Source organism: Rubrobacter calidifluminis, assembly GCF_028617075.1.
GTDB classification, from domain to species: domain Bacteria; phylum Actinomycetota; class Rubrobacteria; order Rubrobacterales; family Rubrobacteraceae; genus Rubrobacter_E; species Rubrobacter_E calidifluminis.
This window is the reverse complement of record NZ_JAQKGV010000016.1, coordinates 1-19252: the sequence shown is the minus strand read 5'-3', so window position 1 is coordinate 19252 and position 19252 is coordinate 1. Positions and strand designations below refer to the sequence as shown.

Genomic DNA, 19252 nt, shown 5'->3' with positions numbered 1-19252 from the left:
TGCTATACTTGCTCCGCCCGAGAGCCGGAGTGGCGGAACCGGTAGACGCGCCGGACTCAAAATCCGGTGGCCCTAGAGGCCGTGTGGGTTCGAGTCCCACCTCCGGCACAAGAGAAAATACCTGCAAATAGGGGGAAAATTCGGCGCGAGGGAGAAAGCTGCCGGCGCGTGCGCCGACAGCTTTGGCAGCAGTAGGGCAGCAGTAGAATCACGAGAGGGCCTCTTCCAGCGCTTTCGCGGCCGTGTCTCGCATGTTCGGCAGCACGTGGGAGTATGTATCGAGGGTGATAGCAATGGTGGCGTGTCCGAGCATCTCCGAGACTATTTTGGGGTTGACGTTTCTGCTCAGCAGTAGCGTGGCGCAGGTGTGGCGGAGGTCGTGGAACCGTATCTGTGGAAGCCCGGCACGCCTCAAGAGCGGTTTGAACCGGCGTGTGGTGAGGTCCCTCCTGTCGAGGGGCATGCCGGTCTCTGAGGCGAAGATGAGGCCGTCGTACTCTCCGGCTCTCCACAGTGAGCCGGCTTTATCCATCTCGGCGAGCTGGCGTTTGAGGTGGCCCCGTAGAGCCTCGGCAGCCGCGTTAGTGAGCTTCACGCTCCGGCGGGATCCGGCGGTCTTCGGAGCCGTGAAGGCCGGGCCATCCTTCGTCATCGAAAGCGTCCGGCGGACCTGGAGCGTGCCGCTTTCGAGATCCACGTCATCCCACCGGAGTGCGAGGAGCTCGCCTTGCCTCAGTCCCGTGTGAACGGCGAGGACGTAGAGGGCCTCCAGGCGGTCTCCGCTCGCGGCGTCGAGCAGCGCCCTGACCTGGTCGGGAGTTAGGGGCCGTATCTCCTCCCGGCGCACCTGCGGGGGCTTGACGGCCTCCGTGGCGTTGCGCGGGATAAGCCCGTCCATGACGGCTTGCGAGAGCGCCTTGTGGAGCGTAACGTGGATGTACTGCACGGTGCGGGGGCTCAGGGTCTTTAGCTTCTCCTTGTAGAGACCGCGCACGTGCGCCGGCGTAAGGGCCTTGAGTTTTACCTGCCCGAGCGTGGGTTTGAGATGGACGCGCGTGATCTGCTCGTAGCGCTCGAAGGTCGTCGCCCTCACGGTGCCGTTCACGGAGTCGGCAAGCCAGCGGTTCAGGTACTCACCCACCTTGAGGCCCTCTGCGTCGAAGATAAGGCCCCGATCCGCGTCCGCCATAGCCTGCCTCAAAGCACGCCGCGCCTCAGTCTTGGTCTTGGCGGACACGTAGCGGCGTCTGCCATCCGCAGTGAAGTAACTACCCCGATACCCGATGACCTTCCCGGCCTTGTTCTTTCGAGGGTAGACCGTGCCAGTCCCGTTGCCCTGCTCCTTCTTCCTCGCCACCTTCGCTACTCCCCCTTCATCAACTCTTTCGGCTCCACTTCGAGCGCCTGTGCCAGCCTGCGCACCGTGCGGGGCCACGCCCACTCCCTGCGTCCGTGTTCGAGGCTGTAGATCGTCTCCGTAGATACCCCGGCCTTCTCGCCCAGCTCCCGGATGGAGAGAGCCCTCTCCTGCCGTAGCCGCCTCAACTTCGTGTGGTCTACCTCCATACTTGGATATTTTATTGCTTTCGTATTGTCTAGTCAATACACTAGAGGGAGTAGATCGGGGATGTTTTCTCTTTTTCTTTTCTCTATGCTGCGTGGGCTATGGGTGAGAGAGGAGAGCCACATCCGGATGCTTTGCGCAACTTCGAGCGGGCGTGCGTGCCCGAGGGTAAGATCCGCTACGCTCTGAGGGATCGGGACAAGAGGAGGCCGTTTGGCGTTTTGGGTTACAGTGAGGGGGCGGGCAACTGGGAGGAGCTGCGCGAGGCGATCAGGGAGGGGCTGGCGGTCTGGCCGGCGGTCTTCAGCCATCGGGACGAGTGGGGTGTGACGTACGATGTTGATATGGTCGTATCCGGTCCTTCGGGCAGGGAGGCTCCGGTGAGGACGAAGTGGATCTACAGGGTGGGGGAGGACTTTCCACGTCTGGTCACCCTCTACGTGAGGACCACGCAGTGGCGGAGAGAGGAGCGGAGGGAGGAGCTGTAGGTTAAAATCCTGGTATGTCGAACGTTACGGCGTACAGAGAGCTTGATGAGATACGGGCCCCGCAGGGCATCCCCGAGATAGGCGTCTCTGCCGGCGATAGGGGGGTGGTGGTGGAGATCTTCGAGCATCCCCGCCCCGCCGTGCTGGTGGAGTACGCGGACGATGAGGGGCAGAGCAAGGCTCTCGTGACCTACTCGCCGGACCTGAGAAGGATCCTCTCCGTCGTACCCGAACGCTCCTAGAGCGTCTTCCCGGAAGTTCGTTCGGCAGTTTAGCCCTCTGGCAATCCGTCTATGTCCAGCCGCGCAAGCGGCGCAGCCTGGCCCGATCTTCTGGCCTGAAGCGCTTCGAGTTCGTGCAGGGTCTTGTAGAGAAGCCGGCAGAGATGCGCTTCGTAGCGGGTTATCTTCTGCAGTGTAGTATCGTCCGGCAGGAGCCGCTCCCGGCTCATCCGTTCGAGGTCCCGCTCCACCTGCTCCGCCTGGTACTTCGCGCTGAGCGCCTCCCTTCGGGCCTCTTCCGTGGCTACCTCAAGGAGCGCTTCGGGATCTTCGCCTGTGGCCCTTGCGATGGCCTCAAGACCGGCCCGGACCATGCCGGCCGTCCAGCCCTCGAACTCTTCCCACTCGACACCTTCAGGGACACCGGGGATGGAAAGACGCGAGAGGATCTCCTCTTCGGTCGCCTCTCCCCGATCTACTACATCCGTCCGGCTGAGAGCATCCCACAGGATCGCTTCCGCATCTTCGGCTGGTAGCACACGCTCGTCTTCGAGCTTCGGCAACCGCTTGAAGAGCCTGTGCCTGGCGGCGGCGTACTTCGCCATGGTGCGTACATCTTCAGGGTGTATGCCTTCGGTGAGATTCACCCTCAAAAAGCGGCGCCTGTCCGCCAGATCATCCTCTATTCTCTCCTGGGAGAGGGCGATGGTCTCTGTCTCGTAGCGGGTTACGCGATGAAGCCTCCAGGAGAGCAGTGCCACCCTCTCGGCCAGCACCGTCTCCAGATGTCCGGTTGGGGCGAGGTCTTCGAGTATGCCCTCAAGGTGCTCTTCCCAGTCTTCCATCTTCTCCATACCGGGCACCACCGGGGCAGGAGAACGGATGCCGTGTCGGGTGGCGTTCCAGCGAGCCACCTCCTTCCCAGCTTGGGTCACGGGCCCTCCTCCGTTTCGTTGCACCTGATTTCGCCTGGCGCTCAAAATAGCTCATCTCCCGTCTTCATCACCTCCGCGATCGCCCAATCCTTGGCCATGCCTTCGTGTTTGAGCTTGTGCACCCGCCGCCAACACTCCTCGCATTGCGTCCGGGCATGCGCTTTGCAGGCAAGCTCCTCGTCCCAGAAAATTTTTTCTTCGGTTACCGGGTTGCCCGATTGCCCGATAGTACGTTTTTCCTGCAAATCGGGATCTTTTATCGGGCAATGGCCGTTTTGCCCGCTTTTGCCCGATTGCCCGTTAACGCCTGCTGTCTGCTCTTTATCGGGTATCGGGCAATATTGGGCAAATGCCTCTTGCCCGGTAGTATTCGGCTTAGATAAGCTGGATTCTCTGCTATCGGGCAACGGGCAGAGAGATATACCCAAAGAAATTTTTTCGGCGTCTCTTGCGAGGGTGTAGGTGTAGCCCTGCGGCCCTGCCCGGCCGTCGCAGTCGAGGTAGCCGGTGTCGGTAAGTGATTTCAACGCCAGCTTCACGCTCCTGTCCGACAGTCCTTTGACGTCTAGATCGCGGCGTCTGAAGCCCTTCGTGCGCAGTTGCTCGGGCAGCTCGCGGATGGTCCTGAGGACGGCTTCTTCTGCCGGCGTGAGGGTCTGCCAGGCTCTCCTGAGCGATTCGCTGACGAGCCGGAGGGCTTCGTGGAAGTCTTCTTCGGTTGCGATGATGTGGCCTTCGGGGTTGCGGTCTCTCTGGTGCTGGTGGAGCCAGGCTATGACTCTGACGACGTCTATGAGCCGACGGGCGTCGCGTCGGATGCGCAGCGGGGAGCTGGGTATCTCTATCCTGTCGGCGTAGGGGATCACCACCGAAGCGGGTTCGAGGAGCCTTATGGCGTCGTGCCAGCGGCTTACGATGCTCTCTCGCGTCTCACCTCCTACACCGCCGCCGGCGGCTTCCTGGAGGATGCTCTCTACGATGCGCGCGGTCTGGTGCTCGGATTCGTCCAGGTAGATCGGGAACACCCTGGTTTCGTTCTCCGGGTGGAGGTGGCTTCTGGTCGTGGTCTGCACCACCACCGTGGGCCCCTCGGTCTGGTGCACGACGTTTTTCATCGAGCCGTCGGGCATCTTCTCGGTGGCTTCGTACTCGAGCCTGCCGTCTGACTGCATGACGCGGATCGTGTACTCGGCGTCCTCTGAGCCGGATACTTCCTGGATGTAGAGAACCGCGCCCTCGAGCGAAGCCTGGGTGCGGAAGAGTGCTTTGGCCGAGAGCCCGCTGCGTCTTATTACCATCTCGGGCGGCAGGAGCGAGAGGACGGTATCCCAGAGGAAGTTCTTACCGGCCGAGCTCTGAGCGTGTGTGGAGGGCTGGATGGGGTTGCCGCTTCTGGCAGAGACTGCGCAGACGAACGCGAGTCGTTTTGCTACCGGCTCTCCGACGTGGCCGAGCTGCTCCATGTCCTGCGCGGCGCGATCAAGCAGGTGAGGATCATGCAGGAGTTCCATGGCGCGTTCGTAGCGCTTGCTTCCCGGCGTCGGCACTCCGGCGTCATCGCCGCCCGGTTCGGCTTCGGCCTTGAGGCTTGCGGAACGCTCCGCACGCAGCCCGTCAAGAGCGTGCCGCAGAGGCTTTATGGAGAGCTTGAGCCTGGCCGCAACGTCATGCAGCGCGGCATCCCGCTCACCGGGATCTCCGAGCTCTACAAGGAGCGGCAGGATCTTCTCTTTGCACCTTCTGTAGGCATCGAGGCTGTTCCTGCCTGCGCGGGCTTCGGAGAGCTCCAGAGCGAGAGCATCTACCGCATTGGCCTTGAGGCCCTCCAGGACCTCCCGCGCTTCCTCTCGTCTCGCCTGGTAGAGATCCGCGGCGTCCTTACATCCCTCGCCGTAGGACGCGGGGCAGAGGAGCGCTTTGGGGTAGAGCGCACGCAGCCACACGCGGGCTGCTCTTTCTCCCTCGGCGTCGGCATCGGGCAGGATGTAGAGAGATCCTGGAAGGTGCAGCAGGTCCTCGCGCTGCTCCCGGCTCATTCCGGTACCTCCGACTGCCACGGCGCTCTGTCCGAGTGCGGTCAGAGCCAGAGCATCCACGTATCCTTCGACGAGGAACACGTCGCCGTGGGCAGGGCCGGGGATGAACAGCGGCCGGTGGCCACAGGCGAGGTCCTCCGTCCGCGGGAGGATGTACTTCGGCTCTCCTTCGAGCTTGCGGCGGATGATCCCCTGCGCCCTTCCCTGGTTCCAGAACGGGATCACCGCCTCGGTGCCATCTCTGTTGGTGCCAAGCAGGAAGTGCTTCTGCAGCGCTTCACCAAAGCCGCGGCCTTCCCACCACTCCTTCACGTGCCGGTGCCTCTTGAGAGCCCTGTGGCATGTCTCCGCCTGCTCCAGGTAGCGCTCCTCCGCGCTGCGGCGCTTCTGGGCTTTCCTCGCCGCTTCAGGGTCCTGATTCTCTGGCAGCTCGATGCCGTACTCCCGTGTCAGAGCCCGCGCAGCCTCGATGCCAAGCTCCAGGCCCTGCATGCCGGCCCAAAAATCGACGACATCGCCGTGCCGTCTGCAGCCGAAGCAATGGAACCTGTTGTCCGGGTAGACGTAGAAGCTTGGCTCTTCGTCCCTGTGATCCGCAAACGGACAACGCCCCTTGAGCTTGCCTCCCGAAGGTTTGAGCTCAGTAAAGCGTCCCGCGAGCTCCTGAAGCGATATCTGCTCGCGCAGCTGCTCGAAGATGCTCATGCGAGCAGCTCCCCATCGAGCACGAGCGCTTCGAGCGCAGCTTCAACGGCGAACACGTCCGCGCCGAGCGCCTCCGCGAGCTCCTCCGGCCCGGGCTCGAGTTCGAGATTCCAGGCCAGAAAATCGCGAAGCTCAACCAGTACTTCGGATTCGCGAAAGTTGCTGTACACTTGCATCAGCTTCAGCCCCTCCGGCCCCGGCGGGGCTTTATCTGTTGATGTAGCGCCGCTCGGAGAGCAAGAACTCTTCGAGCTCGCGCCGGTTGACCCGGATGGAGCGCTCGCCGATCCGGACCGCTGGAAGCTCGCCGCGTGAGATTAGCTCGTAAGCGCGAGTGCGCGGGATGTGGAGCTCCTCCGCGACTTCTTTGACCGTGAGCCAGTCGCGCTGCTTTTCTCTCGTGTTCATGCCGGCCTCCATGAGCTCTTTTACATCTACATGCACTCGACTCTAGAGCGCTCTATGAACACATTCGAGAGCAGAAACAGCGCAAAAAAGTGATACACAAGCGTCACACAAGGGTATGAAGCGCAAGAAAGAGCGGACTAGAACGTTTTAATGTCTCGCCAATTAATGCCGCAGCGTTTGAGCCATCGCTTCAGCGTTGCAACGTCACAATGCAGCAGGCCGGCAACTTTCTCTTGGGTTATCATTTCCTGTTTCGTATTCAGGCTTTTCACAGCTGTTCGTAAGTCGCTCTCAAACGCTTGGGCGGACGCCCACGTTCCCGTACCTCTGGGACGCCCCCGGACGAAATGGAGATCTTGCACAAAGCCCCGAGACCACCAGCGTTCGGCCGCGTAGACCAGATCAAGCAGGGATGTGTCTTCTCCCCACAGGGCGTACGCTGTACTTCCGGGGGAGATGGGTTCATCCTCACTCGAACGGTACGCCGCCAGGCCGAAGATATCTACTACACTGCCGAGGTATGTTGAGCCCTTCTTGTGGATTCGCAGTGCCCAGAGTGCCTCCTGATGGCCTTCAAGGTGTAACATGCCCGAAGGCTCTGGCGCTTGCGGATGCCTCAAGCCTACAGGCAGGGGCCAACTCCCGAGCCACCGCTTTATGCTTATCTCGTCGGCGGCGGTTAGTTCTCTGCCTGTCACTCTTACCCACCGATCGTATGCCTGGTGTGCCCACCGCACCGTACTCTCCCGCAGGAACGCCTCATAGCAAAGATGGTTGGGCCACCGCTTAGGATCACTCAACACGCCGACGGGATCTTGCAGTAGATCAGTGCAAGCCGGGGCTCCTCCTGTACACCCTCCAGTCCAGGCCGGCTCTGCTAAACTCTCCATGCTGACTGTGGCGCGGGCTCTTCGGCGGAGTGGCCCGCGCCGCGCCTCCTCTCTATTGTGTTCTGTGGTACATCGTTACTATTCTATCCTGTCCCCTTTACGCCCAATACGCCCCTTTGAGGTGGCAGCAGTAGTGGCAGCAGTAGAGCCAGAACAGGGCCGTACACGGTAGGACAGTGACGCCGGCTTGACGGCCGAATTCCCTTTGTATAAGCCGGATTTCCCAACACGGCAGGATGCATCAGAACAAGAAGGTGAGGACTCAAAATCCGGTGGCCGCAAGGTCGTGTGGGTTCGAGTCCCACCTCCGGCACCAGACGAAATCTCTGCAAAAACGGCGAAAATCTGAGCCACAAAGAGGATACCCCGGCTTTCTCGCCGGGGCCGTTTACTGCACCCCTCAACCGAGGGCTTCTTCGAGGGCACGGGCGGTATCGAGCGGGTTATGCCGATCAGCTTCCGGTAAGCCTCTTTGAGTTCCTTTTCGGCGTCCTCACCTTTGCGCCGGGCGATCCTGTGCAGCCTTTGAGCCGTGCGCCTCACGCTCCGGTTGCGGGTACGAAAGGCCTCCTTGCCCAACCGGCCGGCAACCTCGGTCGGCAAAACCTTCTTCGCTCGTCTCAAGAGTCGGCTGATGACCCGAACCCCGTTGCTAAGAAGGGCGCTGTCGGTAGGATGATGGATATTCGTCTCTACCACCATGGAATCCACCCTCAGCTTGCGGCTGGGCTTCCCCCGGTAAGACGGACACTCTAAAGTGGGGACTATTGAGTTCCCAGAAAGGGGGTCCACACAGTGCCGGGACCAACACCACACTACCCACCAGAGTTCAAGCGGGAGGCTGTCCGCCTCTATCGCTCCTCGGGCAAGTCAATCTCAGGGCTTGCTAAAGATCTCGGAGTGGCTACCGAGTCGCTAAGAAGATGGATCAAGCAGCACGAGATCGACGCAGGTGAGCGCGAAGGGCTGAGCACTGAAGAGCGCGAGGAACTGAGCAGGCTTCGTCGGGAGAACCGCATCCTCAAGCAGGAAAAGGAAGTTTTGCGAAAAGCAGCAGCCTTCTTCGCCAGGGAGGACGGGATTCGGTGAACCTCTTCAGGTTCATCGACGCGGAGAGGGCTCATCTACCCGTCGCGCTGTTGTGCCGGATGCTCGAAGTCTCTCGCAGTGGCTACTACGCCTGGAGGGGCAGGCCACCATCCAGGAGGAGCCGCCAGGACGCCATCCTCATCGAGAAGATCAGCGAGATCCACCGCAGAAGCAGAGAGACCTACGGTTCTCCGAGGGTCCATGCCGAGTTGAAGTCGCTCGGGAGGCGCTGTTCGAGAAAGAGAGTGGCGCGGCTCATGAGAGAGGCCGGACTACAGGGCTGTATGCGTGGCAGACAAAGAGGAACAACTCGCCGGAGCAAGAGTGCCGCTCCTGCCGAGGATCTTGTGAAGAGAAACTTCGCGGCTACCCAGATGGACAGGGTCTGGGTGGCGGACATCACATACGTCGCTAGCGGAGAAGGTTTCCTCTACCTCGCCTTCATCCTCGACGTCTATTCGAGAAGGATCGTGGGCTGGGCGATGGAGAGCCACTTGAGGACCAAGCTCGTGGTGGATGCCCTCCAAATGGCGGTGTGGAGGCGCAAGCCTGCTCCCGGGCTGGTTCATCATTCGGACCAGGGAGTGCAGTACACCGCGCTCTCCTTCTCGGAGAGGCTCAGGGAGGTGGGCATCACCCCGTCTATGGGAAGGACCGGGAGCGCCCTGGACAACGCCATGGCCGAGAGCTTCGTTTCGACGTTGAAGGCGGAGCTGGTGAGCAACCTGGAGTTTCCAACCAGGCAGTCGGCGAAGACGGCGATCTTCGACTACCTGGAGACGTTCTACAACACCCGCCGTCTGCACTCGTCGTTAGGCTACATGAGCCCTGCGGACTTCGAGGAGGATAGAATAGAAGAAGCTAGGGTCGCGTAAGGTCAACGTGTCCGCTCTAGCGGGGGAATCCCACGGCCTTTTGTGACCTTCAGAGAACGGGCCAACTCGACGGCGCGGTCGTTGAGCCTCTCAAGCGTTTTCGGCCCGATCGTGTTCGCCCAACGGATGAGCGTCGTATCGTCCGGGGTGGGCTCGAGGTACAACCGACAGAACTGCCTCAAGACGATTGAATCGGAGACGAAATGCTCGGTTTGCTCGTAGCTCCATCCGTAGAGCCTTTTGACCACCAACATCCTCAGGATCACCTCCGCGGGAGTGGAGTGCCGCCCCAGCTTTGCCGAGTTGGGGTAACGTTTGAGAAGATCCGCCTTGACGAGCGCGAAGAGTTCGTCGTCATCGAGCAGCCGATCGAGCCGGGCCAGCTCCGGTTCGAATTCCAACTCCAGTTTGGGCACCAACTCCTCGAAGAGGTTTATGGGATCGTATCGGTCGACTATCATGGTGATTGCCCCGGTCCTGTGGGCTTTTTGCGCATAGGAATCCTACAGGACCGGCTCTTTTCGCACCGCAAACTAGTACTAAGAGCTTGCACGGATAGGTCATATCATGGGCATCGGGTGGGTCGTCCTTCCCAACGGTAGCGTCTCCATCCCTTCCTGATGAGCCTCCTACGATGATGATTACCTCGGAGAAGGCCACCCAGAAGTCCACCACCCTCCCTCTCCTTTCCGTGCACCACACAAGCTTTTTATGGGCGTTATGCCATGAGCCCGTCCTCTCCACCACCCAGCGTCTACTCGCTCCAAGCGGTGAAGATTTGCCCTTTTGGGAGATCTCTTGCGCAAGAGATCTCCCAAAAGGCGCTCTCGGGTGAGGGTGGAGTCGTAGCCACGATCGAGGTGCACGCGCGCTTCCTGGGGCCAAGTTCCTACCGACTCGAAAGCGCGTTGGAGGGTGGGGATCAACAGTGGCGAGTCGTGGTTGTTGGCAGGAGCGGTGATGCTTCCCAGGGGGATACCCTCCGCCTCGACCGCCATTGAGCGCTTGATGCCTCCTTCGCCCCGGTCCACCGGACTTCTACCCGCCTTTTCCCCTCCGCAAGGGGCTTTGGTTATGCAACCGTCTACGGCCACCTCAGAAAGCTCAAGGCCTATGTATCGGTCGTAGGCTTCGAGGACTATTTCGCGCAGCTCTTCGATGATTCCAAGGTCGATCCACTCGTCGCGGCGGTCTCTTAGGGTGGTGGCCGAGCAGGACTCGTCGGCGATCCTGCGGTAGGCGCATCCATACACTAAAACCTGCACCAGCTTCTCGAAAACTACTCTGTCTGGTATGCGTCGACGATGGCATCCCAGTGGGTGATGAACCTCCCTTTCGGGCAGCAGGGCAGAGAACTGTTGCCAGATAGGCTCGATGAGGTATGGTGGGATGGCGGGCACGGGCAGACTCCTTCGTTGGGAAGCTTCGAGACCTCCCCGGATGATCGAGCGTCTTGTGCCCGCTTTTCAAGTGCAGCTGCTGCCTTCCTATCCGCGCAAGCTCTAAGTAGTATTTCACAATACCTATCCGTCTGAAGTGCCGGTTCGCTCCTCGATCTTACGGAGCGCCTGCTGGAGATATTCCTTGAAACGCGGGTAGTTCTCGCTCATCGGGAAGTGGCCGATGTCCTTCATCTCGATGAACTCGGCGCCTTTTATCTGTCCAGCGGTGCGCTTACCGTCCTCAGGAGTAGTGAGATAATCGTAGTTGCCAGTCAACATGATAACTGGACACCTCTCACCGTCTATCTGGTCCAGCTTCCCCCGGAGGTCGTGGTCCACCGAGTAGAAGTAGAGGTCGCCCCGGAAAGCCTCCGAACCCTGCGTGTAATAGAACCAAGTGGCCCAGCGATCCTCCTCAGGAGACTGCGGGGCCATCAGGTCCCACACACCGCTGGCGCAGACCTGGGCGGCGTTGGCGTGTGGGTGCTGCCACCAGTCGAGAAAGAACCCTGGAGAGTAGTCCGCGGCCTCTACTGGGATCACCGCCTTGAACCGGTCGGGGTGTCGGTAGGCGAGCTGCAGCGCGACGTTTCCCCCGAAGGAGGAGCCTATGAAGATAGGCGACTCAAGCTCCAACGCATTACAGAAGGCAACTATGAAGGCCGTGTAATAGTCAGCGGTAAGCCGGTACTCCTCCTTCCACCATTCCCTGTTCTTCGGTGGATCGGACTTGCCGTGCCTGGCGAGATCGTAGGCGATCACCCGGTAGTCTTTCGTGATCTCCTCGTCCTCGAGAAGATAACGCCACTGGTGGTTGTGGCAACCGGCAGTGTGCTGGCAGACGAGCGGCTGTCCCTCCCCATTCTCCAGGAAGAAGACCTTGCACTCATCACCCATGACGTCAATGGTCACGTAACGTCCGGTAACGGGTGAGAACCGAGCCATTTTCTCTCCTCCTTTCCCGAGAGAGTACCCTACACCGGTACGCCAGTCTTCCTGAGCAATTCAAACTGCCGAGTAAAGCAGCGAAGGTTCTGCATCAACACCAGGATGTCCCCCTCGAGCTTGAGATCCCTCTGGAAAGATGCCGACCAGATACCATGGTACATTGGCTCGGGTATCTCTTCTCCGAACTTGCGCCAGGTGTCTGCGCTGGCCCTGAGCGCGAACTGGTATCGCTCATCAAGCGGCCCCGGATTGACCAGGATCTCCTCTACCTTACCAGCATGCATCTTCACCAGATACCTGCTCTCTTTCATATCGAGAAGGAATGAGCATGTATAGTGCCTGCCATGCGCTTGGATCTCTGGATCCTCGTCCGTGACCTGTCGAAACTGCTCTACCCAACGCTCAACCGACGCCGTATCTGTAGCCATCACCCCTCCTTTCTTATAAATTGTCTTCAATGGGCGGGTGGCTTTGCACCGGCGGGCAACCCTCAACCTGCACTGTGTACAGCACCCGCGTGTGAGTCTTCGTGCAGCGGTATGGGTTTACCCGCTACACAGCTCACAATCTTTGTCTGTAATTTATCGTAACATGCACCTCAACCGTCTGTAAGAGGGGTCGAGGCGTTTGAGCCGGGTTCCGGCGCATGCTTTTCCCTCTTCCCACTGTGCCCCGGTGAGGAACGGGCGGAGAACATCGTACACCGTGCATCTACACCGGGTGGCGATCCCCGGGGCTTTGGTAAAGATCGGCTCTGGCTCAAGCTCCGGCGGCCCTGAGCCGATAATATCGCTGCAGGCTTCACGGAACGAGCCAGCAAGAGGGGTAAGGCTCCACGTGGGGTGGGGAAAAGCGGCCCAGAGAAAGACGTAGAGAGGAGAACCGGTGAACGGTACCAGAAATGAGTGGGGCGAAACTCCGCCAGATGCGAGGGAGATAATCTTCTGCGTAGACGGGACAGATTACCGCGGGTATGGCTTCTACTTTCTGTTCCTGCATGAGGCAGACGTGATGATGCTCGCCGCCGCTGGAGAGGTCGAAGGAGGCAGGCTCAAACCCGCCGAGGCCCGCAAGGTGCTGGAGCCGTACAGGGAGGTGCTCGCCCCATTCTATACGGATGAGCAACGCGCAGTCTCCGATCCGGACGGGCGCGGTTGGGACGAGCCGGATACTTTCCCCACGCAGGAAGAGTTATGGCAGTCCCCACAGGCCAGTCGAACCTTCTGGCGTGAGGCAGTCGAACTCGGGATAGAAGGGGTGATGCTGAGAAAGGAGGGTGGTGCACCCACTCCAAGGCTCGCTCCGATGTCCCAGAGGGCCCTTCGGAAGCTCATAAGAGCTCTCTCGGATCGTTACAAGATCGTCATCATGAAAAACCTGGAAGAGATCGGGGCTTCGGTGGAGAGCGTCGAGCGGGCGAGCAGGGCGATCCAGGAAGCCAGGGAAACTCCCGAGGAGGAGCCCCGAACCCAACTGGTCTACGGGAGCATAAACGACGGTCTGGTGTTTCTCGAGAAGAACTACGCCAGAGACATCGCGACCTTCCGCAGGGCTCTCGGTGAGGCCCGCACCTGGGGCGAACTCAGGAGCATGGTGAGCGCTGAACGCTACGAAGAAACCGTGGATGAGCGGATAGAATCGAAGATAGACAATATCATGTCCGAGAACGATCTTGAAGACGCCGAAGGGATCGAGGTCGATCCTCCAAAGCCGGACGACGCGTTCGACCCCGATGAGATCTCCGCATACGCGGACTCTTACTGGCCGGAATGGGCTCCGGACATGATGAGCAGGTGGTTGGGCCACGAAATCATCGAGAGATACGGCTTCTTAGTAGAAACTATCCTGGATACTTCGTATCCGGTGATCGCACACGAGAACGAAAAACAGGTCGTCTCGCTGCTCGAGAAGCAGGGGTATTCCTGCATCCGCGACGACGATCTGGTCTGGGACGCAGTATGGTAGCGATGCAACCCAAGTATCAAAAAACCACGCCGGGACTTTCGCTATCATAAACGACACATGAGACTGGGTGGGGAGGAACCGAGGCCGGTCAGAAGGGGCGTACGGAAGGATAAAAAGGTCTCCATCGATGGCAGACGCTGAGCCCGAACGGCGCAACGGGCGGATCTTACACGGCCCGTCGATGCTGGACGCGGGGACGCTGCCGGTGGAGGATCTGGCGCAGATCGCCGCGCGCGAGGGCCGGCGTCCCCGGCCGGTCTACGGGGCCCATCGCTGGTTCGCCCGCCGGTTCGGATCGGCCTTCCGCGCCCTGCTCGTGGCTGCGGCGCTGCCTGAGGACGGGGATTTCTGGGGTGCGTACTACGAGGGTGCGGACCTCTGGCGGGGCGGGGTCGTGCTCGACCCATTCGTTGGCGGCGGCACCTCCGTCCTGGAAGCCCGGCGGTTGGGTGCAGAGGTGGTCGGGGTCGACGTCGACGCGGTGGCCTGCGCGATCACGCGCTTCGAGACGCGGGCCGCAGAGGCCCCCGACCTGGGGGAGGCGCTGGAAAGCCTGAAGCGAGAGGTCGGAGGCAGGCTCGCCCCCTACTACCGCACCCGCACGCCGGAGGGCGAGAAGACCGTACTCCACTACTTCTGGGTGCAGGTCGTCGCCTGCGCCTCTTGCGGGGAGGAGATAGAGGCCCACCCTCACCACCGGCTCGCGTACGAGGCCGAAGGCTGCACGCAGTGGGTTTTCTGTCCAGGCTGCCACGGTGTACACGAGCTGTCCCGCGGGGAGAGAGTGCTGCGCTGTGGCGGATGCGGCATCGCCACCTCCGTAGAGACCGGCCCGGTACGGCGCGGGTGCCTTACGTGCCCGTCCTGCGGGCACCGCGAACGCCTCATCGACGTCGCCTCACGCACCGGCGGCCCCCCGCGGTGGCGGCTGTTCGCTCTGGAGTTCCTGGATATCGAACCCGAACCTGGAAAGCCCGTGCCGCTCTCCGGGCGGCGTTTCCGGAGCGCCACGCAGGAGGACGTCCGCATCTTCGAGGCGGCGGAGAGCGCCCTGATGGAGCGCACGGGGGACAACGGCTCCCTCCGGTGGGTGCCCGGGCGGCGCATCCCGCGCGAGGGGCGGGCGGACGGCCGCCTGCCTGCCTACGGCTACGAGAGGTACGCGGAGCTCTTCAACGCCCGCCAGCTCCTGCACCTCTCGCTTTTGGCCGAGGCCATCGACGGGCTGCGGGGGCCTAAGCGTGAGGCTCTCGCCCTGGCCCTGAGCGACCACCTGACGGCCAACTGCATGATGGCCCACTACGCGTTCGGGTGGCGGCGCCTGGCACCGCTGTTCTCCGTTCGCGCCTTCCGGCACATAACGCGGCCCGTGGAGATCAACCCGTGGCTCGACGGTACAGGCCGTGGGACCTTCCCGAACGCCGTACGACAGGTGCAGCGGGCCATCGAGTCTGCCCGCCACCCCAGGGAGCCCCTGCTCGAGGGCGGGTTCCGCCCGGTCCGCGACGGCACCGCCTCCTCTCCGGCGAGGATCGTGCACACCGACTCCCGCAACCTCGGCTTCATCGAGGACAGAAGCGTCGACCTCGTGCTCACCGACCCACCCTACCTGGACAACGTGGCCTACTCGGAGCTCTCGGACTTTTTCCTGCCCTGGATGCAGCTTCTCTCGCTCGCCCCGGCGGATGGCGAAGGCGTCTCGGGTTTCGAGCGGAACCTGGCCGCCAGGGGGCGGAACCGCGCGGCGGTCGAGGGATACCGGCGCGCGCTCGCGCGGTGCTTCTGCGAGGTCTCCCGCGTGCTGAAGCCCGCAGGGAGGTTCGTCTTCACCTACCAGCACCGCACCGCCGGAGCCTGGTGCGCCCTCGCCCGTGCCATGGCCTGCGCGCGGCTGCGTCCCGTGCAGGTCTTCCCGCTGCTCGGGAACGGGGACCGCGGCCCCCACAATCACGAGGGGACGATCAGGTGGGATGCGGTCTTCGTGGCCGTCGAGGGAGAAGGCGACCCTCCGACAGAGTCCCTGCGTCTCTCCGGGGCACAGCTGGGGCGCGCCCGCGCGCACTGCCTCTACTGGACGAAGAGGCTCTCCGAGGTGGAGGGGTTCCGCGAGGCCGACCGGTGCAACCTCTTGCGGGCCTGCCTGGTGGCCGCCGCGCTCGGGTGCTTCCCGGCCCCGGCGGACGGGCGCGGTATGCCGCTCGAAGCGGCGCTGGAGCGGGTGCCCGCGCTGATCGACGTCGCGAAGGAGGCTCCGGGTGCCCCTGTTCTCTAAGAGGGCGCTCTCCCTGTACTTCCGGACCAGGTGCAGGCGCCAGCTGCGCCTGAACCTCTCGCCGGATACCCAGAGGTTCCGCACCGAGAGGGAAGAGCAGGGCATGCCGCCCCGCCAGCGGCCCCGGCCCGGGCTCGAGCAGATCGCCCGGCTCGGCGAAGAGTGGCAGGCCGAGAAGCTGCACGACCTGGTCGAGACCTTCGGTGAGGAGTCCGTGGTGGGCGAGGACTATACGACCTCCCCGGGGCGGTTGCGTTACCGGAACGTGCCGCTGGAAGAGGCCCTCTCCGGCGCCCGCCCGGGACAGTTTCTGGTCGAGGCCGGGTACGGGGTGGGGCCGGCCTTCGAGGAGGCGCTGGGCATCGCGCATCTGCGCGAGGAGTACGGCCTGGAGTACGCCGGGGTGCGGCCGGACATCATCGAGGTGCTCCCGCCGGGGCACTTCTCCCGGTGCGTGGACCCCTCCGGCGAGACGCGCCCCCTCGAAGCGGAGGACCCGCGTCTTCAGCTGCGCGTCGTAGACATCAAGCTCACCGCGGAGCCCTCGCCCGGCTACTTCGCCGAGGTGGCCTACTACACGATGATGCTCGCCGGATGGCTCGTGGACGGGGGCCTGGATCACCGCTTCGTGGCCGTCCCCGACGGCGCCGTGTGGCCCGGTTCCCACGAGGCATCCGAGCTCATCACGACCCACCGGCACCTGACCAGAGCGGGCGAGGATCCGGCCGAAGATCGGTTGCGCGAGGCGCTGGAGCAGGACCTGGAGCCGGTTCCCTTCGAAATCTTCGCCTGCCGCCTCCGGCACTTCTTCCGGGAGGAGCTGCCGGAGGTTCTCTCGGTGTCGTCGTGGAGGGAGCTGCCCTGGCACGTGGACAACCGCTGCAAGGGCTGCGATTACCTCGGGTACCCGTGGAAGAGCGGAGGAGAGAGGACCGACCACCCCGACCACTGCATGCCCGAGGCCGGGAGGAGGGGGCATCTCAGCCGGGTCGCCTTCATCTCCCGGGGGGCGAGCGCCGCGCTGCAGGAGAGGGGCGTGGAAGACGTGGAGGTTCTCGCCGGGCGCCGGCCGGAAGATCCCATCTTCGACGCGCACCACGTGCTCAAGGCGACCCGCACGGTGGTCCCGGGACGGGCTGCGGCGCTCAAGACCGGCCGGGCGGTGATCCCGAAGGACAGCGGCACCTCGGCGGTGATGCCGAGGTGGGCCGATCTGCGGGTCTTTCTCTCGGCGGACTTCGACGTGGGAAGCGCCATCACCCTCGCCTTCGGCATCAAGGCCTTCTGGATGGAGCCTCGCCCGTTCGGCTCGGGCAACAGCACCCCCCGCAGGCACAAGAGGTGGGAGGCCGAGTCGTTCGTCGTGGACCTGAGGGATCTCGACGCCGAGCGGCGGGAGCTTCTGGCGTTCCTGGACAGGATCTCGGTCATCCTCGAGGAGGCCCACGAGCTGGATGGCCGCTCCACGGTGCAGTTCTACCTCTGGGATACGCTCCAGTTCGAGCACCTCTGCCGGGTGGTGGGGCGGCATCTGGGTGAGATCCTCGACCAGGAGAGCCTCTGGCGGCTGGCCTGGCTCTTCCCGCCGGAAGAGCTCTTGCAGAACCCCCGGCTCTCGACCCGTCAGTCGCCGATCACCACGGTGCGGGACGTCGTCCGCTCCGTTCTCGCCGTCCCCGTCCCGCACTACTACAGCCTGCTCGAGACGGCCCGCTGCTACCACCCGGAGAACCTCCCGGAGGGCCTCAGGAGCTTCAACGTCCACCCGCTCTTCGAGGACGCCCTGAGCGATCAGATCCCCTCCGAGCGGGCACACGAGATCTGGTCGCGCTCCACGAGCCCGCGCCACTGGACGGAGCAGCTCGAAACCCTGCGCCGCACGGTCGCGCAGCGGCTCACCGCGCTCGAGGCCGTCGTCCGCCGTCTGGAGAGCGACCTGCGCCCCCGCCTCCCCAACCAGGCCGCACCGCGCATACAGGCGGTAAGGCCGCCGGAGCGCAAGCCCCGCCTCAGCCTCGACGGCCAGCTCTGGTACGCCTTCGCCCGGCTCGACGCCGGCATGCAGCAGCTGGAGGTGCAGCAGCTGCACGCCCTGCCCCCGCACGCCCGGGAGGCGAAGTTCGAGTGCGCCCGCCTTCCCGAACGCCTCTCCGGGGATGCAGCGGCACGGGCGCTCGAGACCCTCGGGCTCAAACCCCGCCCCGGACGCAGGGTCTACCGGCTCGCGCCGGGCAGCCGGGAGGTGAAGTTCAAGGAGGGGGACTTCGAGCTGGCTCTGGCCCCCGAGGGCTGGCCGGACTTCCTGGATCGCAGCCTGAAGAGCGTGACCGCAGGGACCTCCCTCGAAGACAACTACGCCTCGGAATACCAGCGGCGCATGGGAGAGATCACGCGGGTCACCGTCGCGGCCATCGACCGGGACCGTTGTCTCGTCGCGCTGGACCCCCGCACCCTCTCCGGCTACCCGAGCCTTGAAGACCTCGAGGCGGCCGGGATAGCCAGCTTCGACTCGAAGGTGGTCCTCGACAGGGTCTACACCGACTACTTCACCGGCAAGCTGCTCGCCGCCCTGCAGGCAATCGGCAACCCGCCCGCCGCGCGCGACGACCCCATCGTCCGGCGGGCCCTCGGTCAGATCACCGCTCGCGGCTCCCGCCCCACCGCCCCCACCCCTCCGGCGGACTTTCTCTGGGGGGCGAAGGGGATGCACGAGAGCCGCCTCGGGAGGGAGCTGAAACCCGTTCGCCGGGCGCTCGAAGAGAACGGCCTCGGCCTCAACCCGACCCAGTGGAGGGCGTGGAAGGAGGCTCTCACCCGCCGCCTCTCCCTCATCTGGGGTCCGCCGGGGACCGGCAAGAGCCGCACGGCGCGCGCCGTGATCCTGGGCGCCGCCCTGGAGGCTCACCAGCAGAGAAAGCCCATCAGGATCCTCGTCTGCGCGCAGAACTACAACGCCATGGACGTCGTGCTCCTCGGCGTCCACGAGGGACTCGGGAAACTCCTCCCCGAGAACGCCTTCCGGCTCTACCGGGTGCGGAGCCACACCCGGCTTCCGGACGCCGACGTCCCCGCCGGGATAGACGCGGCGCTGGACCGCTCTCGGCCCTCGGAGCGCGTCGAGGAGCTGCTGGAGAGGCTGGGGAACCGCGTGGGGGTCACGGTGGTGGGTACGACCCCGGGGCAGGTCTACCACCTGCTCCGGGCTCACTCCGGCGAGGCCCGCGAGGAGCTCTTCGACCTCATCCTCATCGACGAGGCCTCGCAGATGGACGTGGCCCTCTCCATCCTCGCCCTCTGCTCGCTGGCGAAGGGCGGAAGCGTCGTCCTGGCCGGCGACCCCAGGCAACTGCCCCCCATCCGGCAGGCCGCCCCCCCCGCTCGGCCTCGAGTCGATGGTCGGATCGGTCTTCGCCT

General features: G+C 63.2%; 14 protein-coding genes, 1 tRNA gene and 2 pseudogenes. 7 read left to right on the top strand and 10 right to left on the bottom strand.

The window, feature by feature from the left end:
- Nucleotides 1-23: 23 nt before the first annotated feature.
- Nucleotides 24-108 (top strand) — tRNA-Leu (locus PJB24_RS12740).
- Between the two features lie 100 nt (nt 109-208).
- Here the strand turns inward: PJB24_RS12740 and PJB24_RS12735 are convergent.
- Both PJB24_RS12735 and PJB24_RS12730 read right to left on the bottom strand, forming a co-directional pair.
- Nucleotides 209-1357 carry a site-specific integrase gene (locus PJB24_RS12735; protein ID WP_273846416.1) on the bottom strand — a complete coding sequence of 383 codons (1149 nt, stop codon included), beginning with the start codon at nt 1355-1357 and terminating at the stop codon, nt 209-211.
- Nucleotides 1358-1362: 5 nt separating this feature from the next.
- Nucleotides 1363-1566, bottom strand: a complete 204-nt coding sequence (locus PJB24_RS12730; RefSeq protein ID WP_273846413.1) for a helix-turn-helix domain-containing protein — start codon at nt 1564-1566, stop codon at nt 1363-1365.
- A 99-nt stretch (nt 1567-1665) separates the two neighbouring features.
- Here PJB24_RS12730 and PJB24_RS12725 point away from each other — a divergent pair, with 99 nt between their 5' ends.
- Entirely contained in the window at nt 1666-2052 is a 387-nt protein-coding gene (locus tag PJB24_RS12725) for a DUF6883 domain-containing protein (RefSeq protein WP_273846411.1), read from the top strand.
- Between the two features lie 14 nt (nt 2053-2066).
- The gene (locus tag PJB24_RS12720; RefSeq protein ID WP_273846409.1) at nt 2067-2294 is read left to right on the top strand and encodes a DUF4926 domain-containing protein; all 228 of its coding nucleotides are present in this window, start codon (nt 2067-2069) and stop codon (nt 2292-2294) included.
- A 29-nt stretch (nt 2295-2323) separates the two neighbouring features.
- Here PJB24_RS12720 and PJB24_RS12715 read toward each other — a convergent pair whose 3' ends face one another.
- From PJB24_RS12715 to PJB24_RS12700, 4 genes are read right to left on the bottom strand one after another with little or no spacing between them, the layout of a single operon-like run.
- Nucleotides 2324-3208, bottom strand: a complete 885-nt coding sequence (locus PJB24_RS12715) for a hypothetical protein (RefSeq protein ID WP_273846408.1) — start codon at nt 3206-3208, stop codon at nt 2324-2326.
- A 41-nt stretch (nt 3209-3249) separates the two neighbouring features.
- On the bottom strand, nt 3250-5949 hold the full coding sequence (locus PJB24_RS12710; protein WP_273846407.1) for a CHC2 zinc finger domain-containing protein: 2700 nt from the start codon (nt 5947-5949) through the stop codon (nt 3250-3252).
- Nucleotides 5946-6125, bottom strand: coding sequence for a hypothetical protein (locus PJB24_RS12705; RefSeq protein ID WP_273846406.1), 180 nt, complete (start codon nt 6123-6125; stop codon nt 5946-5948). Before PJB24_RS12705 ends, PJB24_RS12710 begins: the two co-directional genes overlap by 4 nt.
- 31 nt (nt 6126-6156) lie before the next feature.
- Entirely contained in the window at nt 6157-6357 is a 201-nt protein-coding gene (locus PJB24_RS12700) for a helix-turn-helix domain-containing protein (RefSeq protein ID WP_273846405.1), read from the bottom strand.
- A 1685-nt stretch (nt 6358-8042) separates the two neighbouring features.
- Here PJB24_RS12700 and PJB24_RS12690 point away from each other — a divergent pair.
- Nucleotides 8043-9211 (top strand): IS3 family transposase gene (locus PJB24_RS12690; protein WP_273846403.1). Its coding sequence is split into 2 segments (ribosomal slippage): nt 8043-8292 and nt 8292-9211, totalling 1170 coding nucleotides; the frame shifts between segments, so codons are not numbered across the junction.
- 32 nt (nt 9212-9243) lie between these two features.
- Here PJB24_RS12690 and PJB24_RS12685 read toward each other — a convergent pair.
- The 4 genes and pseudogenes from PJB24_RS12685 to PJB24_RS12670 form a co-directional block, all read right to left on the bottom strand.
- Nucleotides 9244-9672, bottom strand: a pseudogene (locus tag PJB24_RS12685) (transposase); the annotation flags it as partial.
- A gap of 104 nt (nt 9673-9776) precedes the next feature.
- Nucleotides 9777-10611 (bottom strand): annotated as a pseudogene (locus PJB24_RS12680) (IS5 family transposase).
- 123 nt (nt 10612-10734) lie between these two features.
- Nucleotides 10735-11598: an alpha/beta fold hydrolase gene (locus PJB24_RS12675; protein WP_273846402.1), complete on the bottom strand. Its 864-nt coding sequence runs from the start codon at nt 11596-11598 to the stop codon at nt 10735-10737.
- Nucleotides 11599-11627: 29 nt separating this feature from the next.
- The gene (locus tag PJB24_RS12670; RefSeq protein ID WP_273846401.1) at nt 11628-12029 is read right to left on the bottom strand and encodes a hypothetical protein; all 402 of its coding nucleotides are present in this window, start codon (nt 12027-12029) and stop codon (nt 11628-11630) included.
- A gap of 457 nt (nt 12030-12486) precedes the next feature.
- Here PJB24_RS12670 and PJB24_RS12665 point away from each other — a divergent pair, with 457 nt between their 5' ends.
- The 3 genes from PJB24_RS12665 to PJB24_RS12655 all read left to right on the top strand — a co-directional run.
- Nucleotides 12487-13566 (top strand): hypothetical protein, encoded by a 1080-nt coding sequence (locus PJB24_RS12665; protein WP_273846400.1) that lies wholly within the window; start codon nt 12487-12489, stop codon nt 13564-13566.
- A 127-nt stretch (nt 13567-13693) separates the two neighbouring features.
- On the top strand, nt 13694-15838 hold the full coding sequence (locus PJB24_RS12660; protein ID WP_273846399.1) for a hypothetical protein: 2145 nt from the start codon (nt 13694-13696) through the stop codon (nt 15836-15838).
- Nucleotides 15822-19252, top strand: a 3431-nt coding sequence (locus PJB24_RS12655; RefSeq protein ID WP_273846398.1) for an AAA domain-containing protein, incomplete at its 3' end; no start/stop codon positions are given. The genes PJB24_RS12660 and PJB24_RS12655, both read left to right, overlap by 17 nt.